Source organism: Catenulispora yoronensis (assembly GCF_039531695.1).
GTDB classification, from domain to species: Bacteria; Actinomycetota; Actinomycetes; order Streptomycetales; family Catenulisporaceae; genus Catenulispora; species Catenulispora yoronensis.
Genome location: NZ_BAAAQN010000002.1, coordinates 50,599 through 75,922, shown reverse-complemented (window position 1 = coordinate 75,922; position 25,324 = coordinate 50,599). Strand labels below are relative to the sequence as shown.

Genomic DNA, 25,324 nt, shown 5'->3' with positions numbered 1-25,324 from the left:
GGGCAACGGCGGAACCGAACCGTCAGGCGCGAAGCCTGACGCACGTCGTGGGGGCAGTGGCGGACACATGGATGCAGCGACTCAGCGCGCGATGGCCGGCTTCGGGGCGGCCTCGCCGGACGGACCGGCGGGACTGGCGGTGCGGGGGTATCTCGCCGAACAGTCCCGCGCCTTCCTGACGCACAGCGCGCTACCGGTGCAGCAGACGGCGGCGGTGCGGCTGCGCGCCGCCTGCCGCCGGGTCGGCTCGGCGCTGGCGGCCTGCCGCGACCTGGTCGATCCGGCCTGGGCCGACGAGCTGGGCCGGGAACTGGAGGCGACGGCGCGGGTACTGGCCGCCGAGCGGGACGCCGAGGCGGTGCGGCCCCGGCTGCTGGCGCCGCTGGACCGGTGGATCGCCGAGGGCCGTTACCCGGACGGCGGCGCGGCCCGGACCCGGACCCTGCTGACCCGGATGCTGGACCGGGAGCGCTCGGCGGCGCACGGGGCGGCGACCGCGGCGCTGGTCGGACCGGGCTTCCACGCCCTGGCCGACAAGATGGCGACGCTGGCCCGCGACGTGCCGCTGACCCCGGCGGCCGAGCGGCCGTGCGCCGACGTGCTGCCGGAGATCGCGGGCGGCGCCTACGACGCCTGGCGGCGGCAGGCCGAGGCGCTGCCGGAGCCGCTGACCGCCGAGGACGGCGACGGCGACGCCCGGTGGCTGGCGGCGGTCGGCGTGACCGAGGCCGCGCTGCACGCCACCGAGCTGTGCCGGCCGGCCGGGGCGGTCGTCGGCGGACACGATCCGGCCGCGTTGATCGCAAGGCTTACGCTGGTGAGTGGAGCGCTGGGCGAGCAGCGGGACGCGGTACTGGCCGCCGACTGCGTGCACCGGGCGGCCGACACGCCGCGGATCGCGGCCACCACCGGCTACGTGCTGGGGCGGCTGCACGAGGAGCAGCGGCTGGCGGTGCTGCGGGCCCGGAGCTCGGCGGTGCTGGTGGAGTGAGGCGGTGCCGGGCCCGGAGGCCCGGACCCGCGCACCCCGGCGCCGCCCGCGTGGAAGGCGGCATCCGGCCCCCGGGCCCGGAAGCCGCTGTCGCACAACGGGGACGGCGGCCGGCCAGGACGGCGTCCCGGGAACAGGAACCCGGTCCGGCCCCGCCCGGACCGCGGACGGCAGCGAGAAAGGTCGCCCCGCCATGAACGCCCCCACCGCCGCCGCGCCGCCGTCCGGCCCGATCCAGGTCCGGGCCGCGGGATGCGTGCTGTGGCGCCCGGCCGCCCTGGGCCCGGAAGTGGCACTGATCCACCGGCCCCGCTACGACGACTGGTCCTTCCCCAAGGGCAAGCTGGACCACGGCGAGAGCTGGCTGGCCGCGGCCGTCCGCGAAGTCCGCGAGGAGACCGGCTACCCGGTAGTGGTGGGCCGCCGCCTGCCGACCCAGGTCTACGACGTCTCCTACGGCGGCCCGGCCCGGATGAAGCGCGTGAAGTACTGGGCCGCACAAGCCGCCGCCGACGTGGAGTTCACTCCCAACTCCGAGGTCGACGACCTGCGCTGGGTACCGGTCCGCCTCGCCCGCGACGTGATCACCCGCCAGACCGACCAGGACCTCCTGGAAGCCTTCGCCGCCCTACCGGTCGACACCGTCCCGGTGATCCTGCTCCGCCACGCCGACGCCCTGTCCCGCAAACGCTGGGACGGCGCCGAACCCGAACGCCCACTGACCGACCCGGGCCGGGAAGAAGCAGAAGCCCTGGTACCGGCCCTGACGGCGTACGGCGACAACACCCTGGTGACCTCCCCGTTCACCCGCTGCATGCAGACCCTGCAACCGACGGCCGACCACCTCGGCACCGAGCTCACCACCGAACCGGCCCTCGCCGAGAACGCCGAACCAGAGGCCGCCCGCGCATGGCTCCGCCAGGTGGTGAAGGCAGGCCGCCCACTCGTGGCCTGCACCCACCGCCCGGTCCTGCCGGAACTGCTCGGCGAGAGCCCGCTGGGCCAAGCGGTCTGGGCCGGACGGCGCGCGCTGGCGCCGGGCGAGGCTTGGGTGCTGCATGTGCGGGACGGTTCGGTTATCGCTGTGGATCGGTTGAAGGCCTGAGGGCTGGGCGGGAGGGAGAGCTGGGGCAGCGGGGCAGATGCTTGCCAAAACCCCAGCTGAAGCCTGAAGGACTGAATGCCAGCCGGACCAGTCGCGTTGCCCTTGGCAGATGCTTGCCGAAAGCAGCTAAGGACCGAATGCTGGCCGGGCCAGTCACGTTGCCCTCGGCAGATGCTTGCTGGTTGAGAACCGAACGCTGGCCAGAGCAGTCCCGTTGCCCTTCAACGGTGCTTGCCGAAAGCCATGCAGCTGAAGACCGAATGCTGGGCCAGGCCAGTCGCGTTGCCCTCGGCAGATGCTTGCCGGTTGAGAACCGAATGCTGGCCAGGGCAGTCCCGTTGGCTCTCGGCAGATGCTTACCGAAAACCATGCGGCTGAAGACCGAATGCTGGCCAGGCTAGTCGGCAGGTGCTTGCCCAAGGCCGTGCGTGAGGACCGAATGCGGGCCAGGGCAGTCGTGTTGGACTTCGGTGAATGCTTGCCGAAGACCGTGCGGCTGAAAACCGAATACTGGCCACGCTAGTCGGCAGCTGCTTGCCGAAGGCCGTGCCGTCGAGGACCGAATTTCGACCGGGCCGGCGTTGCTGGTAGCGCTTGGCGCAAGGCGCTTTCGGAGATTTCGGAAATCTTTCCGCAAGCCTTCCGAAAGTCCCGACTCGGCGGCCCGGCTCAGCCGCCGCAGTCAGCCCCCGCCCGCCGCAGTCACCCCCGCCCTCAGCCCCCGATCCCGACCGTCTTCTCCGCCGTCACCCAGTCCGTCGCGATCGCCTTCTGCGCGGCGGCCAGCTGCACCTTCCCTGAGCACACCGCGTGGTTGAGGTCGTTCTCCACCTTGTCCTTGGCGTTCGGCGAGGCGCCGGGCTCGGGCCACAGGTTCTTCGGGTCCGAGGGCGCGCCGCCGAGTTCCAGGCTGATCAGGTGGTCCTCCTCGTATCCGGACAGGGCCGTGTTCGTGTAGCCGTAGGCCTTGATGCCGTCGGTCTTGAGCTTGTTCGTGAAGCTCACCGGTGGGCGGATGGTGGCGGTCCAGCCGGAGGCGCAGATCGTGGTGGCGATGTTCGCCTGGGTGACCTGGGGGTTGATCGCGCCCGGGGTGCAGGTCGGGTCCGGCAGCGGGCCGGGTCCGGCGTGGCAGCTGCCGCCGGCCGCGGGCGGGGTCGCCGTGGAGCCCGGGGCGGTGGTGGCGCCCGCGGAGTGGGTGGTGGTGCGCGAGCGTGGTTTGCCCCCGCTCGCCGTGCTCTTGCTCTGGCAGCCCGATTGGGTCACAGCCAGTGCCGCCGCCAGTGCGGTGCCGCAGACTCTGAGTGTCCATGTGCGCATCGTTCGCCCCTCCTCCGCGCGGGGCCGCGATGCCGCGCGCCGGCCGGTTTCCCGACTACCCGGCGTTGCCGAGGTTACACAGCACCTTCGGCCGCCCAGCACCGTTCACCCTGCGTTCACCTTCACCCGTCCATCGATTCACCTCGCCTCCCTAGCTTCGTCGATGACAGCGCATGCAAAAAGACTTCCGATGATTCGAAGGGACTTCCCGGTGAAGATCCACGCTGGTGTTAATGGACGCAGTGCCGCGGTCGGCGCCGGGGTGCTGGCCATCGCCCTGGCCGGCCTGACGGCTTGCGGCTCGGACAACAACTCCTCGTCGAGCTCCGGCGGTTCCTCGTCGACGACCTCGGCCGCGGGTGGTTCGACCAGCTCCGCTTCCGGCTCCTCCTCGTCGTCCGCCTCGGGCGCCACCGGCGACATCACGTGTGCCAGCGGCACCCTGTCCGGGCAGGGCTCGTCGGCGCAGGCCACGGCGATCACCCAGTTCATCAAGGACTACCAGACCAAGTGCGGCAGCGGCACGAACATCAGCTACAACGGCAACGGCTCCGGCCCGGGCGTGACGGCGTTCGTGCAGAAGCAGGCCGACTGGGCCGGCTCGGACTACCCGCTGAACGCCGACCAGCAGAAGCAGGCCGACCAGCGCTGCGGCGGCAAGCCGGCGGTCTCCGTGGGCACCATCCCCGGCGCGATCGCGGTCATGTACAACGTGCCGGGCGTGGACAAGCTGAACCTGTCGGCCTCCACCCTGGGCAAGATCTTCAACGGCAAGATCGCCAAGTGGAACGACGCCGCGATCACCGCCGAGAACCCCGGTGTCGCGCTCCCGGACCTGGCCATCCAGGCCTACCACCGGTCCGACGCCTCGGGCACCTCGTTCAACTTCTCGAACTACCTGAACAAGACCGCCGCGGCGGACTTCCCGACCCCGGCGAACAAGCAGTGGCCGGGCAGCAACGGCCAGGCGGCGCAGGGGTCGAAGGGCGTGGCCCAGGCCGTGCAGTCCACCTCCGGCGCGGTCGGCTACGCCGAGGTCTCCTACGCCACCCAGAACAACCTGAAGACCGCGGCGATCGGCAACGCGGCCGGCAAGTTCGTCCCGCTGACCATCAGCAACGCCTCGAACTTCATCTCCAAGGCGCAGGTGGACACCGCCGCCGGCAACTACAAGTTCAACTTCGACTACACCTACTCGGCCGACGACGCGTACCCGGCCGTCCTGGTGACGTACGAGATCATCTGCTCCACCGGCAACGACTCGGCCAAGCTCCCGGTGCTGAAGAACTTCCTGCAGTACACCGCGGGCAACGGCGCCCAGTCGCAGCTGGAGAAGCTGGGCTACGTGGCCCTGTCCTCCGACCAGCAGTCGAAGGTCGGCGCGATCTTCGCCGCGCTGAGCTAGTCCGCGGGCCCACCCTGAGGGGACACAGATCCTGATGCGACACGTCGGAGCCATCGGCCACCACCGATCGGCTCCGGCGTGTCGGCGCTGGAGCCCGCACAGCGCGGCGTTCCGGAATGTCCGTTTTGGTCTAACGGAATCGAAACCAGCAGTGAACGAATACCATCCGGGCCCAATCAGTGGGCGCCCGAGCGACGAGGCAGGACCCGAATGAGCGGCATAGCGCCGACCGCCACCCGGCCCACCCCGCGCCCCGGTGGCGGAGGCTCCGCCAAGAGCCTGGACTCCGGCACCCGCCGGGGCGACGCGGTCTTCTCCGGAGCGGTGCGCGGCTCCGCGATCCTTCTGCTGGTGCTGATGGGCGCGATCGCCGCGTTCCTGGTGTACCGGGCCCAGGACGCGCTGTCGGCGAACACCGCCAACGTGGTCACCTACACCGGCCAGTGGGCCCCCGACGACACCCCGCCGAAGTTCGGCATCGGGGCGCTGGCCTGGGGCACCCTGGTCACCTCGCTGATCGCCATCATCATCGCCGCGCCGGTCGCGGTGGGCGTGGCGCTGTTCATCACCCAGTACGCCCCGCGCCGCCTGGCCCAGGTGCTGGGCTACATCGTGGACCTGCTGGCCGCGGTCCCCTCGATCATCTACGGCCTGTGGGGCATCCTGTTCCTGGTGCCGCACATGCAGGGCGCCTCCCAGCTGGTCTCCGACGTCCTGGGCTGGATCCCGCTGTTCGAGTCCGGGATCTTCGGCCGCTCGGTGTTCACCGCCGGCGTGATCCTGTCCATCATGATCCTGCCGATCATCGCCGCGATCTCCCGCGAGGTGTTCCTGCAGACCCCGCGCGACCAGGTCGAGGCGGCCTACGCGCTCGGCGCCACCCGGTGGGAGATGATCAAGCTCGCGGTGCTGCCCTACGGCCGCAGCGGCGTGGGCTCGGCGGTCGTGCTGGGCTTCGGCCGCGCGCTCGGCGAGACCGTCGCGGTCGCGATGGTGCTCTCGCCGTCCTACATCTTCGTCACCAAGCTGCTCCAGCCCGGCGGCAACACCATCGCGGCGAACATCGCGCTGCAGTTCGGCTCGGCCTTCAGCACCGGGCAGGGCGCGCTGATCGCCTCCGGTCTGGTGCTGTTCGTGGTCACCTTCCTGGTGAACGCGCTGGCCCGGCGGATCACCAAGGGCGGCGAGCGCAAGGACGGGCGGCGCGGCATCTCCGGGCTGTTCCGGATCGGCAACCCCGGCGAGTCGATGCACTACGAGTCGGCCTACGACGCGGCCGAGGCCGCCGACCGGGCCGAGGGCCGGGGCGCCTTCGAGGCCAAGGACTCGGTGCCGGACGTGGCCGCGGACGACACGGCCGGCCGCGGCCGCTCGCACCGTGGCGCCGGCGCCACGGTGGGCGGCGGCGTGCTGTCCGCGCCCTCGCCGGCGCGCCGGCTGCGCAGCAGCCTGGCCGGGGGCCTGACGGTGGCCACCTTCGTCCTGGCGGTCGTCCCGCTGGCCTCGATCCTGTGGCTGGTGGTGTCCAAGGGCACGAACGCGCTGAACCTGGACTTCCTGACCCACTCGCTGCGCAACGTCTCCGAGAGCGACCCCGGCGGCGGCGTCTACCACGCCATCATCGGCACCCTGGAGCAGGCCGCCCTGGCCACCCTGATGGCGGTGCCGATCGGCCTGCTGGTGGCGGTCTACCTGGTGGAGTACGGGCGCGGGATGCTGGCCCGGTCGGTGACGTTCTTCGTGGACGTGATGATGGGCCTGCCCTCGATCGTGGCCGGCCTGTTCATCCTGTCGCTGTGGATCCTGGGCCTGGGCCAGAAGGCGAACGGCTTCGCCGGGGCGCTGGCGCTGATGATCCTGATGCTGCCGATCGTCATCCGCTCCAGCGAGGAGATGCTGAAGCTGGTGCCGGACTCGCTGCGCGAGGCGTCCTACGCGCTCGGCGTGCCGAAGTGGCGGACGATCACGAAGATCGTCATCCCGACGGCGTTGCCGGGCATCGTCACCGGCGTCATGCTGGGTGTGGCCCGGGTGATGGGCGAGACCGCCCCGATCCTGCTGGTGGTCGGGTACATCTCGAACATCAACCCCAACCCGTTCAGCGGTGCCGAGGGACAGGCCACGCTGCCGACGGTGATCTACAACACGTACACCTCGTCGCAGCCGGCCTCCAACGACCGCACCTGGTCCGCGGCCCTGCTGCTGATCATCATCATCATGCTGCTGAACGTCATCGCCAGGCTGATCGCCTGGTGGAAGAAGCCCGGCCGGGCCTAGGAGAGATCGAAATGGCGAAGCGAATAGACGTCGCGGGCCTGTCCGCCTACTACGGGCCGACCCGGGCCATCGAGGACATCTCGATGACCATCGAGCCGCGCACCGTGACGGCCTTCATCGGCCCCTCCGGCTGCGGCAAGTCCACCTTCCTGCGCACGCTCAACCGGATGCACGAGGTGATCCCGGGCGCGCGGGTGGAGGGCAAGGTCACGCTGGACGACGTGGACCTGTACGGCACCGGGGTGGACCCGGTGGCGGTGCGCCGCAGCATCGGCATGGTGTTCCAGCGCCCGAACCCGTTCCCGACGATGTCGATCTACGAGAACGTGGCCGCGGGTCTGCGCCTGGCCGGCGTGAAGAAGCGCAGCGAGCTCGACGACGTCGTCGAGTCCTCGCTCAAGGGCGCGAACCTGTGGAAGGAAGTCGAGAACCGGCTGAAGAAGCCGGGCTCGGGCCTGTCCGGCGGCCAGCAGCAGCGGCTGTGCATCGCGCGCGCCATCGCGGTGTCCCCGGACGTGCTGCTGATGGACGAGCCGTGCTCGGCCCTGGACCCGATCTCCACCACCGCGATCGAGGACCTGATCTCGCAGCTGAAGTCGGAGTACACGATCGTGATCGTGACCCACAACATGCAGCAGGCGGCGCGGGTCTCGGACCGGACGGCGTTCTTCAACATCTCCGGGACCGGCACGCCGGGCCGGCTGATCGAGATCGACGAGACCTCGCGGATCTTCGCCAACCCGACCGAGAAGGCGACCGAGGACTACATCACGGGCCGGTTCGGGTGAGCCGGTAGCGGTGCCGCAAGGCTCGAAGACCCCCAGCGCGACGAGGGACGCGCTGGGGGTCTTCGCTTTTTCGGAAGGGCTCGTGACGGCGCCGGGAGGCGGCGGCCCAGGCCTAGGACGGCGGCGCGAGGCGGCAGCCCAGGCCTAGGACGGCGGCGCGACCGGCGCGGTGGGATCGTCGTCGTCGTCCGGCGGTCCGACCGGCCCGGCGGGCCAGTGCTTGCAGCCGTCGGCGCTGGGCTGGAACGCGATCCACTGGCCGGACTCGCCGACGTGCCGCCGGCAGCCGATCAGCACCGGCGCCCCGTTCTCGATCCGGTACTGGGACTCGACCAGCCCGCCGGTGGCGGCGTCCGGGATCCCGGCGGTGGACTGCGAGACGATGGTCGCGTCGGCGCCCGGCGCGGCCTGCGGCAGCACCCCGACGATCGAGTCGCTGGTGATCCGCGGATCGAGCAGCCCGCCGAGGTCCTGCACCTTGCCGTCCCGCCACGCCAGAGCCACCAGCACCTGCCCGGTCCGGGCCCCGGGCAGCGCCAGGTAGAAGTTCCCGGCGCCGTCGACGCTGAACCGCTCGATGCCGGCGGTCAGGGCCTTGAACCCGTCCGGCGCGGACCAGAGCAGCTTCCCGTCGCCGCCGACCGCGACCAGCTTCGCGTTCGACCTGCCGGCCTCCGGCTCACCGGTCCGGAACAGGGCGAGCACGCCGCTGTCCGGCGTGAAGCCGTTGGCCCGCGTGACGAGCTTGCACGCGTCGCACCCGGACACGGCGCCCTGCAGCTCGGCATCGGTCAGCTCCGACTTCGCCCCGGTCTCGAACGCCGACGCGCTCTGCACCGGATAGAACGCCTGCGGATTCACCGACGGCTGCGCCCCGGCCGCCCCGTTCTGCGTCGCGGCGTTGCCGGATCCGCCCCCGGACAGCAGCACCACACTGGCCACGGCGACGCCGACGACAACGGCTGCCGCCGCTGCCAGCCGGCCGCGGGTGAGCTTGGGCAGGGTTTTGGTGAAGGCCGGTGCCGGGGTGGGTGATGACGGTTCGGTGTCCTGAGTCGGAGTGGCGGTTTCAGCCACAGCCTTAGGCGCTTCGAGCTTTTCAGGCTCGGGCTCCGGTTCAAGCTCCGGTTCTGGCTTGGGTTCTGGTTCTGGTTCTGGTTCTGGTTCTCGTTCTGGTTCTGGCTCCTCCGCCTTCCGGACCGGCGCGGCCCCGAAGGCGGCGTCGACCAGGCTCGCCACGTCGAAGTCGTCCTCGAAGTCAGCCACTGCTGGCCGCCGTCCCGGTCGCCTTCGGTGTGGCCGGAGTGCTCGGCGCCGAGCCCGTCGCGGTGGGCTCGGTGGGCTTCGGCGTGGTCGGCGTCGTCGGCGTGGTGTCCGGAGTGGCCGGCGTGCTCGGGGTCGTCGGGGTGCTCGGCGTCGTCGGGCTCGTCGGCGGGGCCGTCGGCGCCGGGTCGGCAGCGATGGCCGTGTAGGCCTTGTACGAGGTCCCCGAGAACAGCTGCGCCATCACGTTCAGCGCGCCCTGGGTGACCACCGCGGGCCCGCCCAGGACCACGATGTGCTTGGGATTCAGGATCTTGATCTCGGCCGCGGTCCAGGGGTTCAGGCCGCCGCTGTCGGTGGTCAGCAGCGGGGCGCCGACCAGGCCGGCGGCCGCGCCGCCGGTGAGGCCGTCGGCCAGGGTCAGGCCGTTGGCCAGGAAGACCGTGTCGACGGTGCCCTGGTGCTGGGTCATCGAGGCCAGCGCGGCGGCGGTCTGGTAGCGGTCGGCGCCCGCCGCACGGGTCACCGGGGCGTAGTTCCACAGCTGCGCCTGCACCGTGCCGGACACCGCCTTCAGGCCGCCCAGGACCACGATCTTGGTCGGGTGCAGGCGCTGGAGCTCGGCGGCGGTGGACGCCGTCAGGGCGTTGCTGTCGGTCAGCAGCACCGGCGCGCCCTCGTGCGCGCCGGCCGCGCCGGCCGCCATCGCGTCCGGGTAGCCGGTGCCCGCCGCCACGTAGGCGACCGGGACGCCGGGCGCGAACGCGTGCTGCGACACCGCCACGGCCGTGCCGTACCGGTCCGCGCCGGCCAGCCGCCGGACGCCGCCGCCGTGGGCGTAGCGGGCCAGCTGGGCCACCACCGCGTCGGAGACGACGGCGGGGCCGCCGAGGACGTAGATGGTCTGCGGCGCCAGCCGGTTCAGCTCGGCCGCGGTGGCCGCCGGCAGCGCGCCGGTGTCGGTCAGCAGGGTCGGCGCCTTGTCGTGGCCGGCCGCCGGGGCGCCGGTGAGGGCGTCGGCGAAGGCGGTGCCGTTGGCGATGTAGACCGACGACGCGCCGCTCGGGAACGCGTAGCGGGAGATCGCCGCCGCCGTGCCGTACCGGTCGGCGCCCGCCACCCGGTCCACGGTCGCGGCGTTGGACTGCCCCAGCATCGTGGCCAGGATGTCGGCCATCATCGTGGCCACCCGGCCGTCGGCGTAGCCGCGCCCGGTGTCGGCCAGCCCCTTGCCCCAGTTGAAGGTCCCGGCGTCGAAGACCCAGGCGTCGGACATCGCCTGGTAGAGCGTCGACTGCTGGAGGTACTGCGGCGCCGTGTTCGGCGCGTACCGGTTGGAGAACGGCGAGTTGGACAGCACATAGAACTGCTTCGCCTGCGGGTTGGCCTGGCCCGGCACCACCCGGTCGGCCTCCACGCCGATCAGCTTCGGGATCACCGCGCCCTTGCCGACCTGGGCCCCGGCCTGCGCCGGTCCCCCGGCGCCGCTGGAGATCCAGCTGGTGTCCGCGGCCATCGCCCACTCGTAGCTGGCGCCCAGGAGCGCCTGCTCGGGGCGGCCCAGATCCCGCCACAGCCGCGTGGTGGTCGGACCCTGCACCGGGTCGTTGATCCCCTTGTAGCAGACCACCACCCGGTCGGCCTGGCCGCTGCTCGACGGCTCGCTGCGCACCTGCCAGTAGATCGAGTTCGCCGACAGGAAGGCCAGGCTCAGGCCCTTCTGCTCGGCGGCCTGGAGCTTGTCGTACATCTGCCCGGACCAGTACTCGTCGTGGTTCGGGGAGATGTAGACCTTGTAGTTGCCCAGGTCGATCGTGTTCTGCTGCATGTCGGTCGACGTCGCGTAGGTGACGTCGTAGCCGTTCTGCTCCAGCCAGCGCGCGGTCCAGTTGGACCCGCGGTCACGCTCGCCGGCGCCGTACTCCTGCTGGTAGGGCCGGTCGAAGGAGACCTTCACGGCCTGGCCGGTGCCGGCCACCGTCATCGGCCCGAAGCCGACGTACAGGTTCTTGCCGTAGACCTGGTTGTAGGGCCACTCGTTGTAGGCCTCGTAGTTGTTCACCGGGTCCACGAGCACGATCTGCGAGGGCCGGGTCGGCTCGGTGACGGTGAAAGGGTCGGCCCACTGGTAGCCGCTGGCGTTGGTGAACACCGCGAGGTAGAGCCCGGACAGCCAGTCGTTCGGGACAGCGAGCTGCCAGCCGGTGGCCCAGTGGCACTCGATCAGGCCGGTCGGCACGTCCAGCGGGCAGGTCGGCTGCGGCCCGCCGGGGATCTGCTCGCTGGTCGTCATCAGCCGCGCGCCCGCGCCGCCGTAGTAGCCCATGCGGAAGATCTGGACGCTGTAGTTCTGCGCCGGGGTCGTGGTGACGTGGAAGCCGATGGTCTGGCCGTGCTGCACGCTGTTCGCGTCGGCGTACGCCTCCAGTTGCAGGTGCGCGTCGTCGCCGACCCGCTTGCCCGGCTGGGGTATCTGCCAGGCGCCGCTGCCAGGGTTCTGGTTCTCCAGGAAGATCGCGTTCGGGGTGGACTGCGGCGCCGGCGGCGGCAGCTGCGTGGGAGTGGTGACCGGCGGCGCGGCGGGCGTGGAGGAGGCCGCGGTCGTCGGCCCGGACCCCGGGGCCCCGGCGGTCTTCGCCGTCGTGGTCCGCGCCCCGGTGGCGGTACCGCTGGGCTTTGACGGCGAGGAGTGCGTCGCCGCGGCCGGAGCCGTCAGCCGCGCCCCGTCGCCGGCCGGCCGACCGGCGGCGGCCGCCGTCGGCATCACCCCCGCCGCGACCGCCAGCACCGTGGCACCGACCGCGATGCCCGCCGCGCCGGAGGCACGACGCGACCGCCGCGACGCACCGGCGGCGTCGGCCGCGGCAATCCTGAATCCGAACAACGTTTTCCCCAACCCTCACCACTCGTGAATCAGCCGAGGCACCGCGGCGGGGGTCCGGACGGCGGTGCGCGGCGATCGCCGCGCGGGGGCCGTCCGCCTGGCGCGCATACGCCGCCGGGCCCTGCGATCCTCGAACGGATCGCAGGGCCCGGCTGTCGTGGCGCGGCCGGCCGGAGTGCTCGTTACCAGTGTCGAGCAGGCCGGTCACCGGCATCCGGGTACGTAGTCGGAAATACGGTGGTTGTTGGACGGAGGGTTCGGGCGGCCGGATTACCCCTGCTCACCCGGCGGGTGGAGATGAGCCCTGGAAGGGCCGCCGGAGCCGGCGCGGGGCTTCGACCCCCGCCTCGGCCCGGACGCGCCGACGGCCGCCGCGGTCGCCGCCGCCAGAGCCGCGGCGTTCGCCGCGGTGGCGTTCGACGTGGCCGCGCCGGCCGTCGCCGTACCCGTGGTGGACCCCGAGATCGCGGGGCCCGTGGCTAAGGTCACGGCGGTGAGCCCGCCGGTGCCCTTCCGCTTGCGGTGCCGCGGCTCGGCCTCCAGGGCGCGCGCCGTGACCAGGTCGCGGTTGGCGGCGGCGAAGATGTCCTTGGTGAGCGCGAACGACGCCGCGGTCTCCGAGGCTTCGTCGGGGTACCAGATGGAACGGGAAGAGTGGAGATAATCCCCCATATAAATGTGGAATGCTCCGGTGAAACTGCGGCGGTTCGGATTGGCTATCCGGTGAATGGCGTCGTAGCCCATCAACACCGCGTCGCCTTCGCCGATGTCGACCGTTTCAGTCCGCTGTAAGCGGCCGCCGATCCGGGGGCTGGGGTGATAGAAGTCGTTGACCTCCAGACCTGCGTAAACCCCGGTCATCACCGGGGTGTTGTGGTTGTGCGCGGGGTAGGACATCCCCGGGGCCCACACCATGTTCTCGATGACCAGCTCAGGTCCCGCATACAGAACCTGCAGGTGGGCCTCGCGCGGGTCGCCGAAACACTCCCGCACCGGCGCGCACCCGCGCCCGAGTGTCCGGTCCAGCACGTCCTTGACCGCGTCGGCTCCGTCGGCCTCCCAAGCCTCCAGACACGCGCGGACGAACTCGTCGATGTCGAACTTGCGGCGTGATCGCGGCATCGCCTTGACTCCGTTCAGCTAATGGCTGACAGCGCTCCGTTCTCTCCCCGCCTACAAATGAAGCACTGACCGCCACCGGCGCGCCAGGGGCGCATCGCATCTTTCTACGAAATCCCCCGATCTCCAGGACCTGTTGGACGCCTTGTCAAACCGCCGCGGCCAGGAGTGAGTCAGCCACCGAAGTCCGTGCGTAGAGGACGGAACGGCCGGCGCGGTGCGCACTCACCATGCCGGCGCCGCGCAGCGCGGTGAGGTGTTCCGAGACGCCGCCGGCCGACATCCCGGTGCGCGCGGCCAGTTCCGTCGTGGACGCCGGCGCCTCCAGTTCGGCGAGCAGCAGCGCGCGGGAGCGGCCGATCACCGCCGCGACGGCTTCGGACGGCTCGGGCGCGCGGCGGGCGAAGACGGTGCCGACGCCGCGGGCGCCGTAGCAGAGCTGGGGGACGTCGCCGGTGGCGGCGCGAGTGAGAATCTTGTTCCAGGCGAAAGCGGACGGGACGAGAATCAGGCCCGGAGCATTGTCGTCGCGGCACAGGACGCGCTGGCGGTGCAGCATCCGCAGGGTTCCGCTGTTCCAGCTGACGTCCGGGTGCAGTTCGTTGAACAGTCTGGCCGCGCCGTGCTCGGCGACCTGGCGGGCGCGGTGGTAGACGTCGGCGTCCAGCAGGGTCCGGATCCGGGCCCAGTAGGGCGCCAGGGCTATCTCGAAGTACTGCTCGATCTCCGCCGACAGCTCGCAGAAGGCTGACTCGGTGTGGGTGCGCAGACGGTCGACGAAGGGCGGGCGCGGGCGGTCGGCGATCAGGCCGGCGTAGTAATCCAGATCAGCCGAAAGGTGGTCCGGCGAGGTCGACCGAATGGCGGCGAGTTCCTCGGCCAGGGTCGGGGCCGCGACGACCGGCACCGGGGACAGGAAGTCGGGGATGTAGCTCTCGGCGTGGAACAGCGAGGCCAGCCGGCCGGTCAGCAGTCCGGCGCCGGCCAGCCGCGGCCGGACCTGGTCGAACCAGGGGCCGTGGACCGGGTAGCGGCCCGGGCGGCTCAGCACCCGGAAGCTGGTGATCACTTCCCACATCGGCGAGACGGAGAAGCGCACCAGCGCCAGTTCCTCTGCGGTGAACGCCAACGTGGCCGACACGGCGCCCGCCCCCCTCCCGAACCCATCAGCGGATCTCCCCGCCCCGCGCCGGTGGATTCGGGCGGGGCCGAATCATTGTCGCATGATCGCCGCCGAGCGCCACTGTTGCCGCCATGACCACCACGAGCATCCGCCCGGCGGAAAGCGCGCCGGCCCGCATCCGCCGCCTCCGCAACCCCCTCGCGGCCTTCACCGGGTTCCCCAAGGCGATCTGGGTGATCTTCGCCGGCACCGTCGTCAACCGGATCGGCTTCCTGGTCGGCCCCTTCCTCGTGTTCTTCCTCGGCTCCCGCGGCGTGTCGGCGTCCGAGACCCCGTACGTCCTCGGCGCGCTGGGGGCCGGCAACCTGGTCGGCCCGGCGGTCGGCGGCTGGCTGGCCGACCTCCACAGCCGCAAGCTGACGATGCTGGCCGGCCTGCTGGGCACGGCCGCCGCCCAGGGGGCGCTGTTCCTGGCGCCGAACGTGGCGACCATGGCGCTGGCGGCGATCGCGCTGAGCAGCACGGCGACGATGGTGGGCCCGGCGTCGTACGCGACCCTGACCGACACCGTGGCCGCCGGCCGGCGCCGCGAGGCCTTCGCCCTGTTCGGCTGGGCGGTCAACATCGGCACCGCGATCGCGGGCGTCCTCGGCGGCTACCTCGCGGCGCACGGGTACTGGCTGCTGTTCGCCCTGGACGGGGGCACGTCGCTGGCGTTCGCGGCGATCGTGGCGACGCAGCTGCCGTCGGACCGGAGCGCGCGGGTGGCTGAGCGGGCGGCGGCGCGGGAGGGGGCGGGGTCGGGGTCTGCTGGGGGCGCCGAGGGCGCCCTGGGCAGCTCGGCCACCCCGAGCGCCTCCGCATCGCCCCGGAGCTCCGGCTACGGCGTCGTCTTCCGCGACCGCCTGGCCCGCAAGCTGATGCCGCTGTTCGGCATCCAGCTGTTCATCTACAGCCTCACCGAGAGCGCCCTGCCCCTGGCCATCCGCACCGACGGCCTCCCGGCCTCCTCGATGGGCCTGGCCGCCGCCGTCAACGCCGGCCTGGTGGTGGCCCTCCAGCCGCTGGCCACCACCTACCTGTCCCGCTTCCCCCGCACCCCGGTCTTCCTCGCCGGCAGCACCCTGATAGCCCTCGGCGTCGCCCTGACCGGCCTCGCCCACACCACCCCGGCCTACGCCGCCACGGTCGCCGTCTGGTCCCTCGGCGAAGTCGCCACCGGCGGCATAGCCGGCGCCCTGATCGCCGACCTCGCCCCCGCCGAAGCCCGCGGCCGCTACCAAGGCGCCTTCAGCTGGACCTGGGGCGTGGCCCGCTTCCTCGCCCTGACCCTCGGCACCACCGTCTACACCCTGGCCGGCCCGGCCTTCCTCTGGTGGGGCATGCTCGCCGCCGGCACCGCGGCGATCATCGGCATCGCCGCCCTCGGCCCGGCGATCGACCGGCGGGCGGCCGGGTGATGGTGAGTACGGATGGGTGATGGGAGGGAAGACCATGAGCGAAGAGGAAAGGACCTTCGTCGGCGCCGAGTCAGCACGGGACCGCAGGCGTCGGCTGATGTCCGACCCGGCTCGTGCAGCCAGGGTGTCGAAGATCCGTGAAGCGACCGCGGAGATGGACCGGATCTACGCCATGAACCTGGCGATGGTCCGGGAAGCGGCGGAACTGACGCAGGTCGAGGTGGCGAAAAGACTCGGTTCGGCTCAGGGAGTCGTGTCCAGAACCGAGAACCGTCGGGACATGTATCTGTCCACCTTGTACAACTACCTGACCGCGACCGGCGCGACCGACGTGGCGATCACGCTCACCATAAACGGCAAGGCAGTAGCACTGGACTTGGAAGCGATACTCGGCCATCCAGCGCTGCCGGAGTCGGAAACCAGCGACGAGGATGTGGAGCGCCCGGCAATCGCGGCCGCCGGAGAGCCGGCCGCACAGACCACCACAGCAGCTCGCCGATAGGTTTCCGACCGCACCTCCGCCACTCCGCCACTCGGCCACTCGGCCACAGGGTCTCCGCCACGTCGCGGGGACCCTGCGCCCCATATCAGTGTCTTTATACGTTGAACCTGAAGTCGACTACATCCCCATCCGCCATCACGTAGTCCTTCCCCTCCACCCGCGCCTTCCCCTTCGACCGCGCCTCGGCGACGGACCCGCACTCCACCAGGTCCTCGAACGACACGATCTCGGCCTTGATGAAGCCGCGCTGGAAGTCGGTGTGGATCACGCCGGCGGCTTCGGGGGCGGTGGCGCCCTTGCGGATGGTCCAGGCGCGGGATTCCTTCGGGCCGGCGGTCAGGTAGGTCTGCAGGCCCAGGGTGTTGAAGCCGACGCGGGCCAGCTGGTTCAGGCCGGACTCGTCCTGGCCCAGGCCCTGGAGGAGTTCCAGGGCCTCGTCGTCGGGGAGTTCCATCAGCTCGTGCTCGATCTTGGCGTCGAGGAAGATGGCCTCGGCCGGGGCGACGAGGGCGCGCATCTCGTCCTTCAGCGCCTCGTTGGTGAGTTCGTCCTCGTCGACGTTGAAGACGTAGAGGAAGGGCTTCGCCGTCAGCAGGTGGAGTTCGCGCAGCGGTTCGCGGTCCAGGCCGGCGGCGAAGACGGTGCGGCCGGAGTCCAGGACCTTCTTCGCCTCCTCGATCGCGGCGACGGTGGCCTGGGTCTCCTTCTTCATCCGGGCCTCCTTCTGGAGGCGCGGCAGGGCCTTCTCGATGGTCTGCAGGTCCGCCAGGATCAGCTCGGTGTTGATCGTCTCGATGTCATCGGCGGGCGAGACCTTGCCGTCGACGTGGATCACGTTCGGGTCGGTGAAGACCCGGATCACCTGGCAGATGGCGTCGGCCTCGCGGATGTTGGCCAGGAACTTGTTGCCCAGGCCCTGGCCCTCGGCGGCGCCGCGGACGATGCCGGCGATGTCGACGAAGGTCACCATCGCCGGGACCACCTTCTGCGAGCTGTAGAGCTCGGCCAGCCGGGCCAGCCGCGGGTCCGGCACGCCGACCACGCCCTCGTTGGGGTCGATGGTGGCGAACGGATAGTTCGCGGCGAGCACGTCGTTCTTGGTGAGCGCGTTGAACAAGGTCGACTTGCCCACGTTCGGGAGTCCGACGATTCCGATGGTGAGCGCCATTGTCCAACTGTCCTATCGACGTAGCGGTGAGGGCGGGCCCGAGGTGGTCCCGCTCGATTATCGCAGCCTGGCGGAGTAGCTAGGCCGATCGAGGGGACTCGCCGGTTGCGGCCCCGTTCCTCCACCGCGCTGAACGGCGCCCGCGCCACGCTCGGACGGGCCGCCGACGGGGCGGGACCAGGAGCGCTATCCAGTCGGGAGGTCGTCGTGCGGGGCACGCCTGCCACAGTCAAGAAGGCCGTGCTGGCCTGCGGCGCGGCCGGGATCGCGCTCGGCCTGGCCGCGCCGGCCGCGTTCGCCGCCGCCGGGCGCTCGCACTACGCCGCCTGGGACTTCGCCGGGGAGAGCGTCACCACCACCGCGAGCGGTTTCCCGTCGGCCCACGTCACCACCGACAGCCTCGCGCCGTCGTCGGCCTCCGGCCAGAGCGCCTTCCTCAACGCCGCCACCCCGTTCGGCCAGGTCTTCGGCAGCTCGCAGGGTCATCCGTACGCATTGCTGCGCACCGCCGCCGGCCGCGCCCCGTCGACCACCGTGCTGTCCTTCGCCCGCCCGCTGGCCGCCGGCACCTGGGGCTTCGCCCTCGGCGACGTCGACGCCGAGACGGTCCAGGTCATCGCCTTCGACCAGGACGGCCGTCCGCTCCCGGCCTCGGCGCTGGGCTTCCAGGGCACCTTCAACTACTGCGCCGGCAGCCCGCTGCCCAGTTCCTGCGTCGGGCAGCAGGGCACCGACCTGCCGGTCTGGGAGCCCGGGACCGGGACCCTGGTCGGCAACGTCGCCGACACCAACGGCGCCTCCGGCTGGTTCCGGCCGACGGCCGCGGTGGCCACGCTGGAGTTCCACGCCGCCGTCCAGTCCGGGCTGCCCACCTACCAGCTCTGGCTGGCCGCCGACGACCAGCCGCCGGCGGTGCGCGAGCGCCCGGCCCAGCCGCCGATCCTCACCTCGCCCGGCCGGCCGGTCGTCATCCCGGTCTGCGAGGGCGCCGCCCAGGACATCGGGGTGCTCAGCGGCGCGCGCCACGGGAAGATCTCCTCGCATCCGAACTGCACCGTCACCTACACCCCGGCCTCCGGGTTCAGCGGCGACGACGCCTTCACGCTGCGCATCGTCACCGCCGACGGCCAGGTCCTCGTCAAGTCCTTCGACGTCCGCGTACGCCAGCTGCTGGCGCAGACCGGCACCGCCGACGACCTGGTCGCGATGCTGCTGGCGGCCGGCGGCCTGCTGGGCGCCGGCCTGCTGCTGACCGTGCTCGCCCCGCGCGCCGATCGGTCACACTGGCGAGCCTCGGGGGACACTATGGACTCATGATGCCTGTGCTGCTGTTGGTGATCGGGATCGCGTTCGGCGCGCTGCTCGGCGTGCTGTGGGAGCGGTCCCGGCGGCTGGCGGTCAGCTCCGAGGCGATGGACCACTCCGCGGACCGGCTGCTGGCGCTGGCCGGCGCGCAGTTCGACGCGGCCGGCCGGCCGATCAACGAGTCGCTGTCCCGGCTCGACGACCGGCTGCGCGAGCTGGAGCGGGGCCGTGCCGCCTCGCAGGCGGCGCTGGCCCAGCAGATCGACGACGTGCGGGACGCCGCCGGCGCCCTCGGCACCCAGACCGCTGCCCTGGTCACCGCGCTGCGCCGGCCCGAGGTCCGCGGACAGTGGGGCGAGATGCACCTGCGGCGGGCCGTGGAGCTGGCCGGCATGGTCGACCGCTGCGATTTCCAGACCCAGACCGTGCTGCCGGGCTCGGCCGCCGCCACCGGCGGCGAGGGCCTGCTGCGTCCGGACCTGGTGGTGCGCCTGGCCGGGGACAAGTACGTGGTGGTGGACGCGAAGACGCCGCTGGCGGCGTACCTGGACGCGGCCGAGGCCACCGACGAGACCGAACGGCAGCAGTTCCTGGTCTCGCACGCCAAGCATCTGCGCACCCACGTCGACCAGCTGGCGTCGAAGGCGTACTGGCGCGCCCTCGGGGCCAGCGGGCGGCCGACGCCGGAGTTCGTGGTGCTGTTCGTCCCGGGCGAAGCTTTTCTTTCACAGGCTGTGGACATCGATGCGGAGCTGCTGGAGTACGCCGCCGCGCGCCGGGTCGTGGTCGCGACGCCGACCACGCTGATCGCGCTCCTGCGCACCGTCGCCTACGCCTGGACCCAGGACACGCTGGCGGCGAATGCGCGGGAGGTGTTCGAGCTCGGCCGCGAGCTATATGGGCGGCTGAACACGATGAGCGGCCACTTCGACCGTGTGGGGCGGGGACTGAATTCCGCGGTGGCCGCGTATAACCAGTCAGTCGGTTCTCTGGAGACTCGCGTCCTGGTCACCGCGCGACGCCTCAATGAGCTGGGCCTGGTGGACGAGGAGCTGACGGTTCCCGCGCAGGTCGAGGTGCAGACGCGCGCACTGGCGGATTGAGCAGCTCTCCGCACTATTACGTTCTCCATATGTGCGTTGTGCGAGTTCCTGTGTGTGCATCCCCCAGTAGTCTCCAGCGATCACCGGCAATCTCCAGCGTTCTCTTTTAAGGGAGTCGCTATAGGCGGCGTTTCGTTACCAGGAATGTGCCAGACAGCGCCGTAGGTTCGGATCCGTGAACCAAGGAGCCAGCCGCCTTGCCCCGCGTCCGGCCGCCCGGATCCCGGCGAACCGCCGCGAACGTGACGCCCTCCGCAGGGAACGCATGGCCGCCCCACTCGACTTCCGCTCCACCAGCCCGTCGCGGCCGGGGGTGCGCCCGCGCACAACACTCCCCCGCGCCGGGGTCGCCCCCGGCGCCGGCCGGACCCCCATCGGCCCCGGCCTGAGCCGGCCCGGTGTCGGGATCGGCAGTGCCGCCGCGCGCCGGCCGAGGCGGCGCCAGGCGCTGACCGCCTGGGGGGTGCTGCTGACGGTCACGGTGCCGACCGTGCTGGCCGCCGCTGCGGACGCGCTGCTCACCGGCGGCGTGCACTGGATCTTCGGCCTGGTCTTCGTCGCCGCCGCCTTCCACGCCGCCACCCTGGTCCGCCGCCGCGACCTGCTGGCCGGCGTGATCGTGCCGCCGCTGGCCTACTGCGCCGGGCTACTGGCCGCGATCGAGTGCGGTGTGCTGGACGCCGGGCACGGGATCGGGAACCACCTCGCCTCGCTCGGCGCCCTGCTCGCGCTCAAGCCGCGGCCGCTGTTCCTCGGGACCGGCCTGGCGGCGGCGCTGATCGCGGCACGCTGGGCCGGGACGCGAGGCGGCGCCAAGCGGTAGCGCGGCGCGGACGCGATGAACGGCGAGATCTGGTTCGAGATCGACTCCGGCGGGCGGTTCCCGCTGGACGATTACGGCTGCCGTTTCCTCGCCGGGCTGCGCCGCGCGGCTCTGGACTGGAACCCGCTCGGGGTGATCGCGTTCGACTCGTGGGCGCTGGCGCTCACCGGCCCCTCGGTGCTGGCGCTGCTGACGGTGCCGGAGGCCGACCCGTTCGGCCTGCAACTACGGCTGGGGCCCGGCGAGTTCGGCGGCTACTGGGGCGACGACTGCGCGATCTGGGACGACTACGAGCCCGGCGCGCCCGGCTACATCAACGTGCGGGACCCGCGGGCGGCGCCGGAGGACATGGCGGAGCACGCGGCGGAGTGGATCACGGCGCAGCTGGCACGGCCGTTGGCGCTGGAGGAGACGCGGAGCCCGGCGCTCGGGCGGCGGAGCCGGACCTGGGTGTTCGGGGACACCGGGGAGCGGACGCCGTGCTGCCGGAGCTGCCGGAAGCCGCCGTTCCCGGGGTCGAAGCCGCGGCGCGGGGAGACGGTGGTGGCGCCGTTGCGGGGGTCGGGATGACTTGAGATGACCAGAGGCGGCCTGAGGCGACCGGAGGCGACCGGAGGCGACCGGAGGCGACCGGAGGCGACCGGAGGCGACCGGAGGCGACCGGAGGCTACTTGAGGCGGCCGGAGGTGCGAGCGGTGGGGCCGCTCACACTCCCGGAGCCTCGCCGGCGGTCGCTGAACTGCTGCCGACCGCCAACTGCTAGCCGTTACCCGGTGTTAGCCGGTGTTACCCGCTACCCGCTACCCGCTACCCGGCGTTGTGCACGACCTCGCCGGCGTCCCGCATGTCCTTGCGCAGCTCCGGCGGCAGCGCGAACAGCAGCTTCTCCTCCGCCGAGCGCACCACCTCGACGGTGCCGTAGCCGCGCTCGGCGAGCCAGGCCAGCACGCCGTCGACCAGGTCCTCCGGCACCGAGGCGCCCGAGGTCAGGCCGACGGTGGTGACGCCGTCCAGCCAGTCCTCGCTGATCTCGGAGGCGTAGTCCACCAGGTGCGCGGCGCCGGCGCCGGACTCCAGCGCCACCTCGACCAGCCGCACCGAGTTCGAGGAGTTCTTCGAGCCGACGACGATCACCAGGTCGGACTCCCCGGCGATGCGCTTGACCGCGGTCTGCCGGTTCTGGGTGGCGTAGCAGATGTCGTCGGACGGCGGGTCCAGCAGCAGCGGGAACCGGGTGCGCAGCCGGTCCACGGTCTCGGTGGTCTCGTCCACCGACAGCGTGGTCTGGGACAGCCACGCCACCTTCGCCGGGTCCCGCACCTCGACGCCGGCCACCGCGTCCGGGCCGTCGACCAGGATGATGTGCTCGGGGGCCTCGCCGGTGGTGCCGACGACCTCCTCGTGGCCCTCGTGGCCGATGAGCAGGATGTCGTAGTCCTGCTCGGCGAACCGCACCGCTTCCTTGTGCACCTTGGTGACCAGCGGGCAGGTGGCGTCGATGGTCTTCAGGCGCCGCGCGGACGCCTCCTCGTGCACGATCGGCGCCACGCCGTGCGCGGAGAAGACCACGGTCGCGCCCTCGGGCACCTCGTCGGTCTCCTCGACGAACACCGCGCCGCGGTTCTGGAGGGTCTGCACCACGTGCTTGTTGTGGACGATCTCCTTGCGGACGTACACCGGAGCCCCGTAGAGCTCCAACGCCTTCTCCACGGTGACGACCGCGCGGTCCACTCCCGCGCAGTATCCGCGGGGTGCGGCGAGGAGGACGCGGCGTGCTTCAGGTGCGGAGGCGTTCATGGTCTCCATGGTAGGCGGCGCCCGCGGCCGTCCGGTCCGTGATCGGTTTTCTCCACAACTTCGCCACGTCGCAGCCAGGCCGCGCACGGTTCCCCCAGCGTCGGCACTGGTGGCTAGGCTCCTCCCCATGGCCATGCAATCCTCAGCAGATCAGCCGATCCCCGTCCGCCAGGTGTCCGAAGCGGTCGGCGGGTGGATCGCCAAGCTGGGGATGATCTGGGTCGAGGGGCAGTTGGCGCAGATCAACAAGCGTCCCGGTTCGCAAATGGTGTACCTGGTGCTGCGCGATCCTTCCGCGGACGTCTCTATGCAGGTCACCACGTTCCGCCGGGTCTTCGACACGGTGGTGCCTCCTCTTGCGGAGGGCGCGCGCGTCGTCGTATATGGGAAGCCGGACTTCTACGTTCCGCGTTCGACCTTCTCCATTCGCGCGGAAGAGATCCGGCAGGTTGGCCTCGGTGAACTGCTCGCGCGGTTGGAGATGCTCAAGGCGAAGCTCGGCGCTGAAGGGCTGTTCGCGCCGCAGCGGAAGAAGCCGTTGCCGTTCCTGCCGCGCTGTGTGGGACTGATCACAGGTCGGGCATCGGCGGCGGAGCGCGATGTGTTGGAGAACGCTAAGCGGCGGTGGCCAGGTGTGCAGTTCCGCGTCGAGAACACGGATGTGCAGGGGTCCAAGGCGGTGCCGCAGATCCTGCCGGCCTTGGCGAGGCTGGATGCCGATCCCGAGGTGGACGTCATCATCATCGCGCGCGGCGGAGGCTCTGTAGAGGACCTGCTGCCGTTCTCCGATGAGGCACTCATTAGGGCGGTCGCGGACTGTGCGACGCCCGTCGTCTCCGCGATCGGGCACGAGCCGGACTCGCCGATCCTGGACCTCGTCGCGGACTTCCGCGCGTCGACTCCCACGGACGCCGCTAAGCGCGTGGTCCCGGACGTCGCAGAGGAGATGGACCGCGTCGCCGAACTACGGCGCAACGCTTGGCGTTCGGTGGCGCGGATACTGGAGCGCGAGGCCATGGGGTTGGGCGCGTTCCGGCAGCGGCCGGTGCTGGCGTCCCCGTACTCGATGATCGACGGGCGCCGGAACGATCTGGACGAGCTGACGCGGCGGGCGCGCGCCACGGTCGGTCATCGGCTGGACCGGGCAGCCGACGACCTGGGTCACACGCTGGCGCGGGTGCGGGCGTTGTCGCCGATGGCGACGTTGGAGCGCGGGTACTCGATCGTTCTGGGACCGACCGGGCATGCGGTGCGGGCCGTGGAGGAAGTCGCCGAGGGAGATGTGCTGGACGTTCGGCTTGCTTCCGGGCGCCTTACCGCCACGGTCGCGGAAGTCACGCCATCTACGACGCCCACCACGTAAGCGCGGCACCGCTTGGTTCTTTGAAGCCGAGCTCGCGATAGAGGGCATCGCCGTACTCGCTGGCATGCAGCTCCACGCGCGGGATGCCCTGAGCGGTGTACCAGTCGAGAAGCGCGCGCATAACGAGGCGCGAGTACCCGCGACGCCTATAGCGTCCGTCGGTGCAGACGCCGTATACGTATCCGGACAAACCGGATGGGTTGCGCATATTGGGAAGCCGCTGATCCACCGCGCCGATGGCGCTGGCCGCGAGGCCTTCGCCGTCAGGCGCGTCGATGACGAAGACCACTGTGCCCGCTTCGTCGCCGATTTCCAGCCACGACCGCAGCAGCTTCAGCGCGGCGACGTGGTTGGCCTCGTCGGCCGACGGCGGTGCGATACCGAACACGTCATGCGCCATCTGATGCCGCAGCCGCAGTATCTCGCCCTCGTCGCCGGGCACTGCCCGGCGCGCATTCGCTTCAGCAGTCACAGGCGGAAACTATCCTTTTCCCATGGCGAACGAGACGACCAGTACCCAGAGCGAGACGCCCGACCTGTCCCACCTCGGCTATGAGCAGGCACGGGACGAGTTGATGGACGTCGTCCGGCGCCTGGAGACCGGCGGCCTGACGCTGGAGGAGTCGCTGGCCGCCTGGGAGCGCGGCGAGGCGCTCGCGAAGCATTGCCAGGCGAAGCTGGACGGCGCGCGGGCGCGGCTCGACGCGGCGATCGGCGGCGAAGAGGGCTGAGCCCTGTTTCGGGCCGCCCGCGCCAAGCACTGCTTCAGACCGCCCGCGCCGAGCACTACCTCAGGCTGCCCGCGCTGAGCCCTACTTCAGGCTGCCCGCGAAGCCGGCCAGCTCGGTGACCCCGACGGTGCCCGACACCACGACGCCGACCGGCCCGGCGGCCGCCGCCGCGGTCCCGGTGGGGGCCGTGGTCCGCACCAGCGCGTGCCGCTTGCCGTCGCCGGAGACGTAGACCTGCCAGTCGAAGCCGCCGCTGGTGACCTTGGCGGCGGAGCCGGTGAGCGGGGTCGCGTCCGGAGCCTGGTCGCCGAGCACCGACTCCACGCCGTGGGCGCCGGTGATCTGGTCCAGCGCCACGTACTGCTTGTCGGGGGTCAGGAACCCGAGCTCCCAGCGCTGCGGCTCGCCCGGCACGAGGTCCGCGTGGACCGACGTGGCGCGCCAGCCGGCCGGCAGGCTCGCCGGCGCCAGGGCGGTGAACGGCAGGTCCGGGTCGCGGCGGGCCTGGTCGAGCGGGATCGAGTAGTCGACGGTCTGGGCCGCGTCCTCGGGTTTCTTGGAGTCATGGGGGAACCACTCCACGATCGCCACGATCGGGAGGGAGATCACCGCCATCGACAGAACCATGTCCCGGACGGTTTTCTTCAGCGGGGAGACGCGGGCCATAGGGATATGGTCGCATCCGTCCCGGTGGGGTGTGCCACGGGCCCCCGTGCGGTACCCGGGTGGCGTGGTGCTCGATACGATCAACCTCGACATACCTCGTGAACCGCGACGTCGCGGATTACCCTCCTCGA

General features: G+C 71.3%; 22 protein-coding genes and 1 pseudogene. 14 read left to right on the top strand and 9 right to left on the bottom strand.

Features of this window, described 5'->3' with window-relative positions:
• Window positions 1–67: 67 nt before the first annotated feature.
• Both ABD481_RS01745 and ABD481_RS01740 read left to right on the top strand, forming a co-directional pair.
• Window positions 68–991: a CHAD domain-containing protein gene (locus ABD481_RS01745; protein WP_344663677.1), complete on the top strand. Its 924-nt coding sequence runs from the start codon at window positions 68–70 to the stop codon at window positions 989–991.
• A 193-nt stretch (window positions 992–1,184) separates the two neighbouring features.
• Window positions 1,185–2,096: an NUDIX hydrolase gene (locus ABD481_RS01740; RefSeq protein WP_344663676.1), complete on the top strand. Its 912-nt coding sequence runs from the start codon at window positions 1,185–1,187 to the stop codon at window positions 2,094–2,096.
• A 714-nt stretch (window positions 2,097–2,810) separates the two neighbouring features.
• On the opposite strand, the gene ABD481_RS01735 is transcribed toward ABD481_RS01740, so the two are convergent.
• The gene (locus ABD481_RS01735; RefSeq protein ID WP_344663675.1) at window positions 2,811–3,416 is read right to left on the bottom strand and encodes a hypothetical protein; all 606 of its coding nucleotides are present in this window, start codon (window positions 3,414–3,416) and stop codon (window positions 2,811–2,813) included.
• A gap of 211 nt (window positions 3,417–3,627) precedes the next feature.
• Here ABD481_RS01735 and pstS point away from each other — a divergent pair, with 211 nt between their 5' ends.
• The 4 genes and pseudogenes from pstS to pstB all read left to right on the top strand — a co-directional run bounded on the left by pstS (window position 3,628) and on the right by pstB (window position 7,886).
• A complete protein-coding gene (pstS, locus tag ABD481_RS01730) occupies window positions 3,628–4,821 on the top strand; it encodes a phosphate ABC transporter substrate-binding protein PstS (protein WP_344663674.1) in 1,194 nt (397 codons plus the stop codon).
• A gap of 210 nt (window positions 4,822–5,031) precedes the next feature.
• A pseudogene (gene pstC, locus ABD481_RS01725) lies at window positions 5,032–5,994 on the top strand (phosphate ABC transporter permease subunit PstC); the annotation flags it as partial.
• Between the two features lie 222 nt (window positions 5,995–6,216).
• Window positions 6,217–7,098: a phosphate ABC transporter permease PstA gene (pstA, locus tag ABD481_RS01720; RefSeq protein WP_425559099.1), complete on the top strand. Its 882-nt coding sequence runs from the start codon at window positions 6,217–6,219 to the stop codon at window positions 7,096–7,098.
• Between the two features lie 11 nt (window positions 7,099–7,109).
• Entirely contained in the window at window positions 7,110–7,886 is a 777-nt protein-coding gene (pstB, locus tag ABD481_RS01715) for a phosphate ABC transporter ATP-binding protein PstB (RefSeq protein WP_344663673.1), read from the top strand.
• Between the two features lie 144 nt (window positions 7,887–8,030).
• Here pstB and ABD481_RS01710 read toward each other — a convergent pair whose 3' ends face one another.
• From ABD481_RS01710 to ABD481_RS01695, 4 genes are all read right to left on the bottom strand, one after another.
• Window positions 8,031–9,152: a hypothetical protein gene (locus ABD481_RS01710; protein WP_344663672.1), complete on the bottom strand. Its 1,122-nt coding sequence runs from the start codon at window positions 9,150–9,152 to the stop codon at window positions 8,031–8,033.
• Complete coding sequence (locus ABD481_RS01705; protein WP_344663671.1) at window positions 9,145–12,033, bottom strand: N,N-dimethylformamidase beta subunit family domain-containing protein; 2,889 nt, start codon at window positions 12,031–12,033, stop codon at window positions 9,145–9,147. The genes ABD481_RS01710 and ABD481_RS01705 overlap by 8 nt, the downstream gene beginning before the upstream one ends.
• Window positions 12,034–12,303: 270 nt before the next feature.
• Window positions 12,304–13,155 (bottom strand): hypothetical protein, encoded by an 852-nt coding sequence (locus tag ABD481_RS01700; RefSeq protein ID WP_344663670.1) that lies wholly within the window; start codon window positions 13,153–13,155, stop codon window positions 12,304–12,306.
• 145 nt (window positions 13,156–13,300) lie between these two features.
• Window positions 13,301–14,293: an ArsR/SmtB family transcription factor gene (locus ABD481_RS01695; protein WP_344663669.1), complete on the bottom strand. Its 993-nt coding sequence runs from the start codon at window positions 14,291–14,293 to the stop codon at window positions 13,301–13,303.
• A gap of 113 nt (window positions 14,294–14,406) precedes the next feature.
• On the opposite strand from ABD481_RS01695, the gene ABD481_RS01690 reads away from it, so the two are divergent.
• Entirely contained in the window at window positions 14,407–15,735 is a 1,329-nt protein-coding gene (locus ABD481_RS01690; RefSeq protein ID WP_344663668.1) for an MFS transporter, read from the top strand.
• A gap of 34 nt (window positions 15,736–15,769) precedes the next feature.
• Window positions 15,770–16,237 (top strand): helix-turn-helix domain-containing protein, encoded by a 468-nt coding sequence (locus ABD481_RS01685; RefSeq protein WP_344663667.1) that lies wholly within the window; start codon window positions 15,770–15,772, stop codon window positions 16,235–16,237.
• A gap of 94 nt (window positions 16,238–16,331) precedes the next feature.
• On the opposite strand, the gene ychF is transcribed toward ABD481_RS01685, so the two are convergent.
• Window positions 16,332–17,405, bottom strand: a complete 1,074-nt coding sequence (gene ychF / locus ABD481_RS01680) for a redox-regulated ATPase YchF (RefSeq protein WP_344663666.1) — start codon at window positions 17,403–17,405, stop codon at window positions 16,332–16,334.
• A 207-nt stretch (window positions 17,406–17,612) separates the two neighbouring features.
• Between ychF and ABD481_RS01675 the strand changes: the two genes are divergently transcribed.
• The 4 genes from ABD481_RS01675 (at window position 17,613) to ABD481_RS01660 (ending at window position 21,206) form a co-directional block, all read left to right on the top strand.
• Entirely contained in the window at window positions 17,613–18,722 is a 1,110-nt protein-coding gene (locus ABD481_RS01675) for an Ig-like domain-containing protein (protein ID WP_344663665.1), read from the top strand.
• Window positions 18,719–19,813, top strand: a complete 1,095-nt coding sequence (locus ABD481_RS01670) for a DNA recombination protein RmuC (RefSeq protein WP_344663664.1) — start codon at window positions 18,719–18,721, stop codon at window positions 19,811–19,813. The genes ABD481_RS01675 and ABD481_RS01670 overlap by 4 nt, the downstream gene beginning before the upstream one ends.
• Window positions 19,814–20,078: 265 nt before the next feature.
• Window positions 20,079–20,636 (top strand): DUF6542 domain-containing protein, encoded by a 558-nt coding sequence (locus tag ABD481_RS01665; protein ID WP_344663663.1) that lies wholly within the window; start codon window positions 20,079–20,081, stop codon window positions 20,634–20,636.
• Window positions 20,637–20,651: 15 nt separating this feature from the next.
• Window positions 20,652–21,206 (top strand): hypothetical protein, encoded by a 555-nt coding sequence (locus ABD481_RS01660; RefSeq protein WP_344663662.1) that lies wholly within the window; start codon window positions 20,652–20,654, stop codon window positions 21,204–21,206.
• A gap of 237 nt (window positions 21,207–21,443) precedes the next feature.
• Here the strand turns inward: ABD481_RS01660 and ABD481_RS01655 are convergent, their stop codons facing one another.
• Window positions 21,444–22,442 carry a 4-hydroxy-3-methylbut-2-enyl diphosphate reductase gene (locus ABD481_RS01655; RefSeq protein WP_344663661.1) on the bottom strand — a complete coding sequence of 333 codons (999 nt, stop codon included), beginning with the start codon at window positions 22,440–22,442 and terminating at the stop codon, window positions 21,444–21,446.
• Window positions 22,443–22,560: 118 nt separating this feature from the next.
• Here ABD481_RS01655 and xseA point away from each other — a divergent pair, with 118 nt between their 5' ends.
• On the top strand, window positions 22,561–23,796 hold the full coding sequence (gene xseA / locus ABD481_RS01650) for an exodeoxyribonuclease VII large subunit (RefSeq protein ID WP_344663913.1): 1,236 nt from the start codon (window positions 22,561–22,563) through the stop codon (window positions 23,794–23,796).
• Here xseA and ABD481_RS01645 read toward each other — a convergent pair.
• Window positions 23,777–24,268, bottom strand: coding sequence for a GNAT family N-acetyltransferase (locus tag ABD481_RS01645; RefSeq protein ID WP_344663660.1), 492 nt, complete (start codon window positions 24,266–24,268; stop codon window positions 23,777–23,779). The genes xseA and ABD481_RS01645 overlap by 20 nt on opposite strands.
• Window positions 24,269–24,290: 22 nt before the next feature.
• On the opposite strand from ABD481_RS01645, the gene ABD481_RS01640 reads away from it, so the two are divergent.
• Window positions 24,291–24,527 carry an exodeoxyribonuclease VII small subunit gene (locus ABD481_RS01640; RefSeq protein ID WP_344663659.1) on the top strand — a complete coding sequence of 79 codons (237 nt, stop codon included), beginning with the start codon at window positions 24,291–24,293 and terminating at the stop codon, window positions 24,525–24,527.
• A gap of 81 nt (window positions 24,528–24,608) precedes the next feature.
• Here ABD481_RS01640 and ABD481_RS01635 read toward each other — a convergent pair whose 3' ends face one another.
• Complete coding sequence (locus ABD481_RS01635) at window positions 24,609–25,193, bottom strand: DUF4245 domain-containing protein (RefSeq protein ID WP_344663658.1); 585 nt, start codon at window positions 25,191–25,193, stop codon at window positions 24,609–24,611.
• Window positions 25,194–25,324 lie beyond the last annotated feature (131 nt).

Bases quoted from the DNA above. Each gene is read 5' to 3' on its own strand.
- ABD481_RS01735 (WP_344663675.1), bottom strand. From the start codon at position 3,416: ATGCGCACATGGACACTCAGAGTCTGCGGCACCGCACTGGCGGCGGCA.
- ABD481_RS01690 (WP_344663668.1), top strand. From the start codon at position 14,407: ATGACCACCACGAGCATCCGCCCGGCGGAAAGCGCGCCGGCCCGCATC.
- xseA (WP_344663913.1), top strand. From the start codon at position 22,561: ATGGCCATGCAATCCTCAGCAGATCAGCCGATCCCCGTCCGCCAGGTG.
- ABD481_RS01670 (WP_344663664.1), top strand. From the start codon at position 18,719: ATGATGCCTGTGCTGCTGTTGGTGATCGGGATCGCGTTCGGCGCGCTG.
- ABD481_RS01665 (WP_344663663.1), top strand. From the start codon at position 20,079: ATGGCCGCCCCACTCGACTTCCGCTCCACCAGCCCGTCGCGGCCGGGG.
- ABD481_RS01660 (WP_344663662.1), top strand. From the start codon at position 20,652: ATGAACGGCGAGATCTGGTTCGAGATCGACTCCGGCGGGCGGTTCCCG.
- ABD481_RS01635 (WP_344663658.1), bottom strand. From the start codon at position 25,193: ATGGCCCGCGTCTCCCCGCTGAAGAAAACCGTCCGGGACATGGTTCTG.
- ABD481_RS01700 (WP_344663670.1), bottom strand. From the start codon at position 13,155: ATGCCGCGATCACGCCGCAAGTTCGACATCGACGAGTTCGTCCGCGCG.
- pstB (WP_344663673.1), top strand. From the start codon at position 7,110: ATGGCGAAGCGAATAGACGTCGCGGGCCTGTCCGCCTACTACGGGCCG.
- ychF (WP_344663666.1), bottom strand. From the start codon at position 17,405: ATGGCGCTCACCATCGGAATCGTCGGACTCCCGAACGTGGGCAAGTCG.
- ABD481_RS01685 (WP_344663667.1), top strand. From the start codon at position 15,770: ATGAGCGAAGAGGAAAGGACCTTCGTCGGCGCCGAGTCAGCACGGGAC.
- ABD481_RS01740 (WP_344663676.1), top strand. From the start codon at position 1,185: ATGAACGCCCCCACCGCCGCCGCGCCGCCGTCCGGCCCGATCCAGGTC.
- ABD481_RS01745 (WP_344663677.1), top strand. From the start codon at position 68: ATGGATGCAGCGACTCAGCGCGCGATGGCCGGCTTCGGGGCGGCCTCG.
- ABD481_RS01640 (WP_344663659.1), top strand. From the start codon at position 24,291: ATGGCGAACGAGACGACCAGTACCCAGAGCGAGACGCCCGACCTGTCC.
- ABD481_RS01655 (WP_344663661.1), bottom strand. From the start codon at position 22,442: ATGGAGACCATGAACGCCTCCGCACCTGAAGCACGCCGCGTCCTCCTC.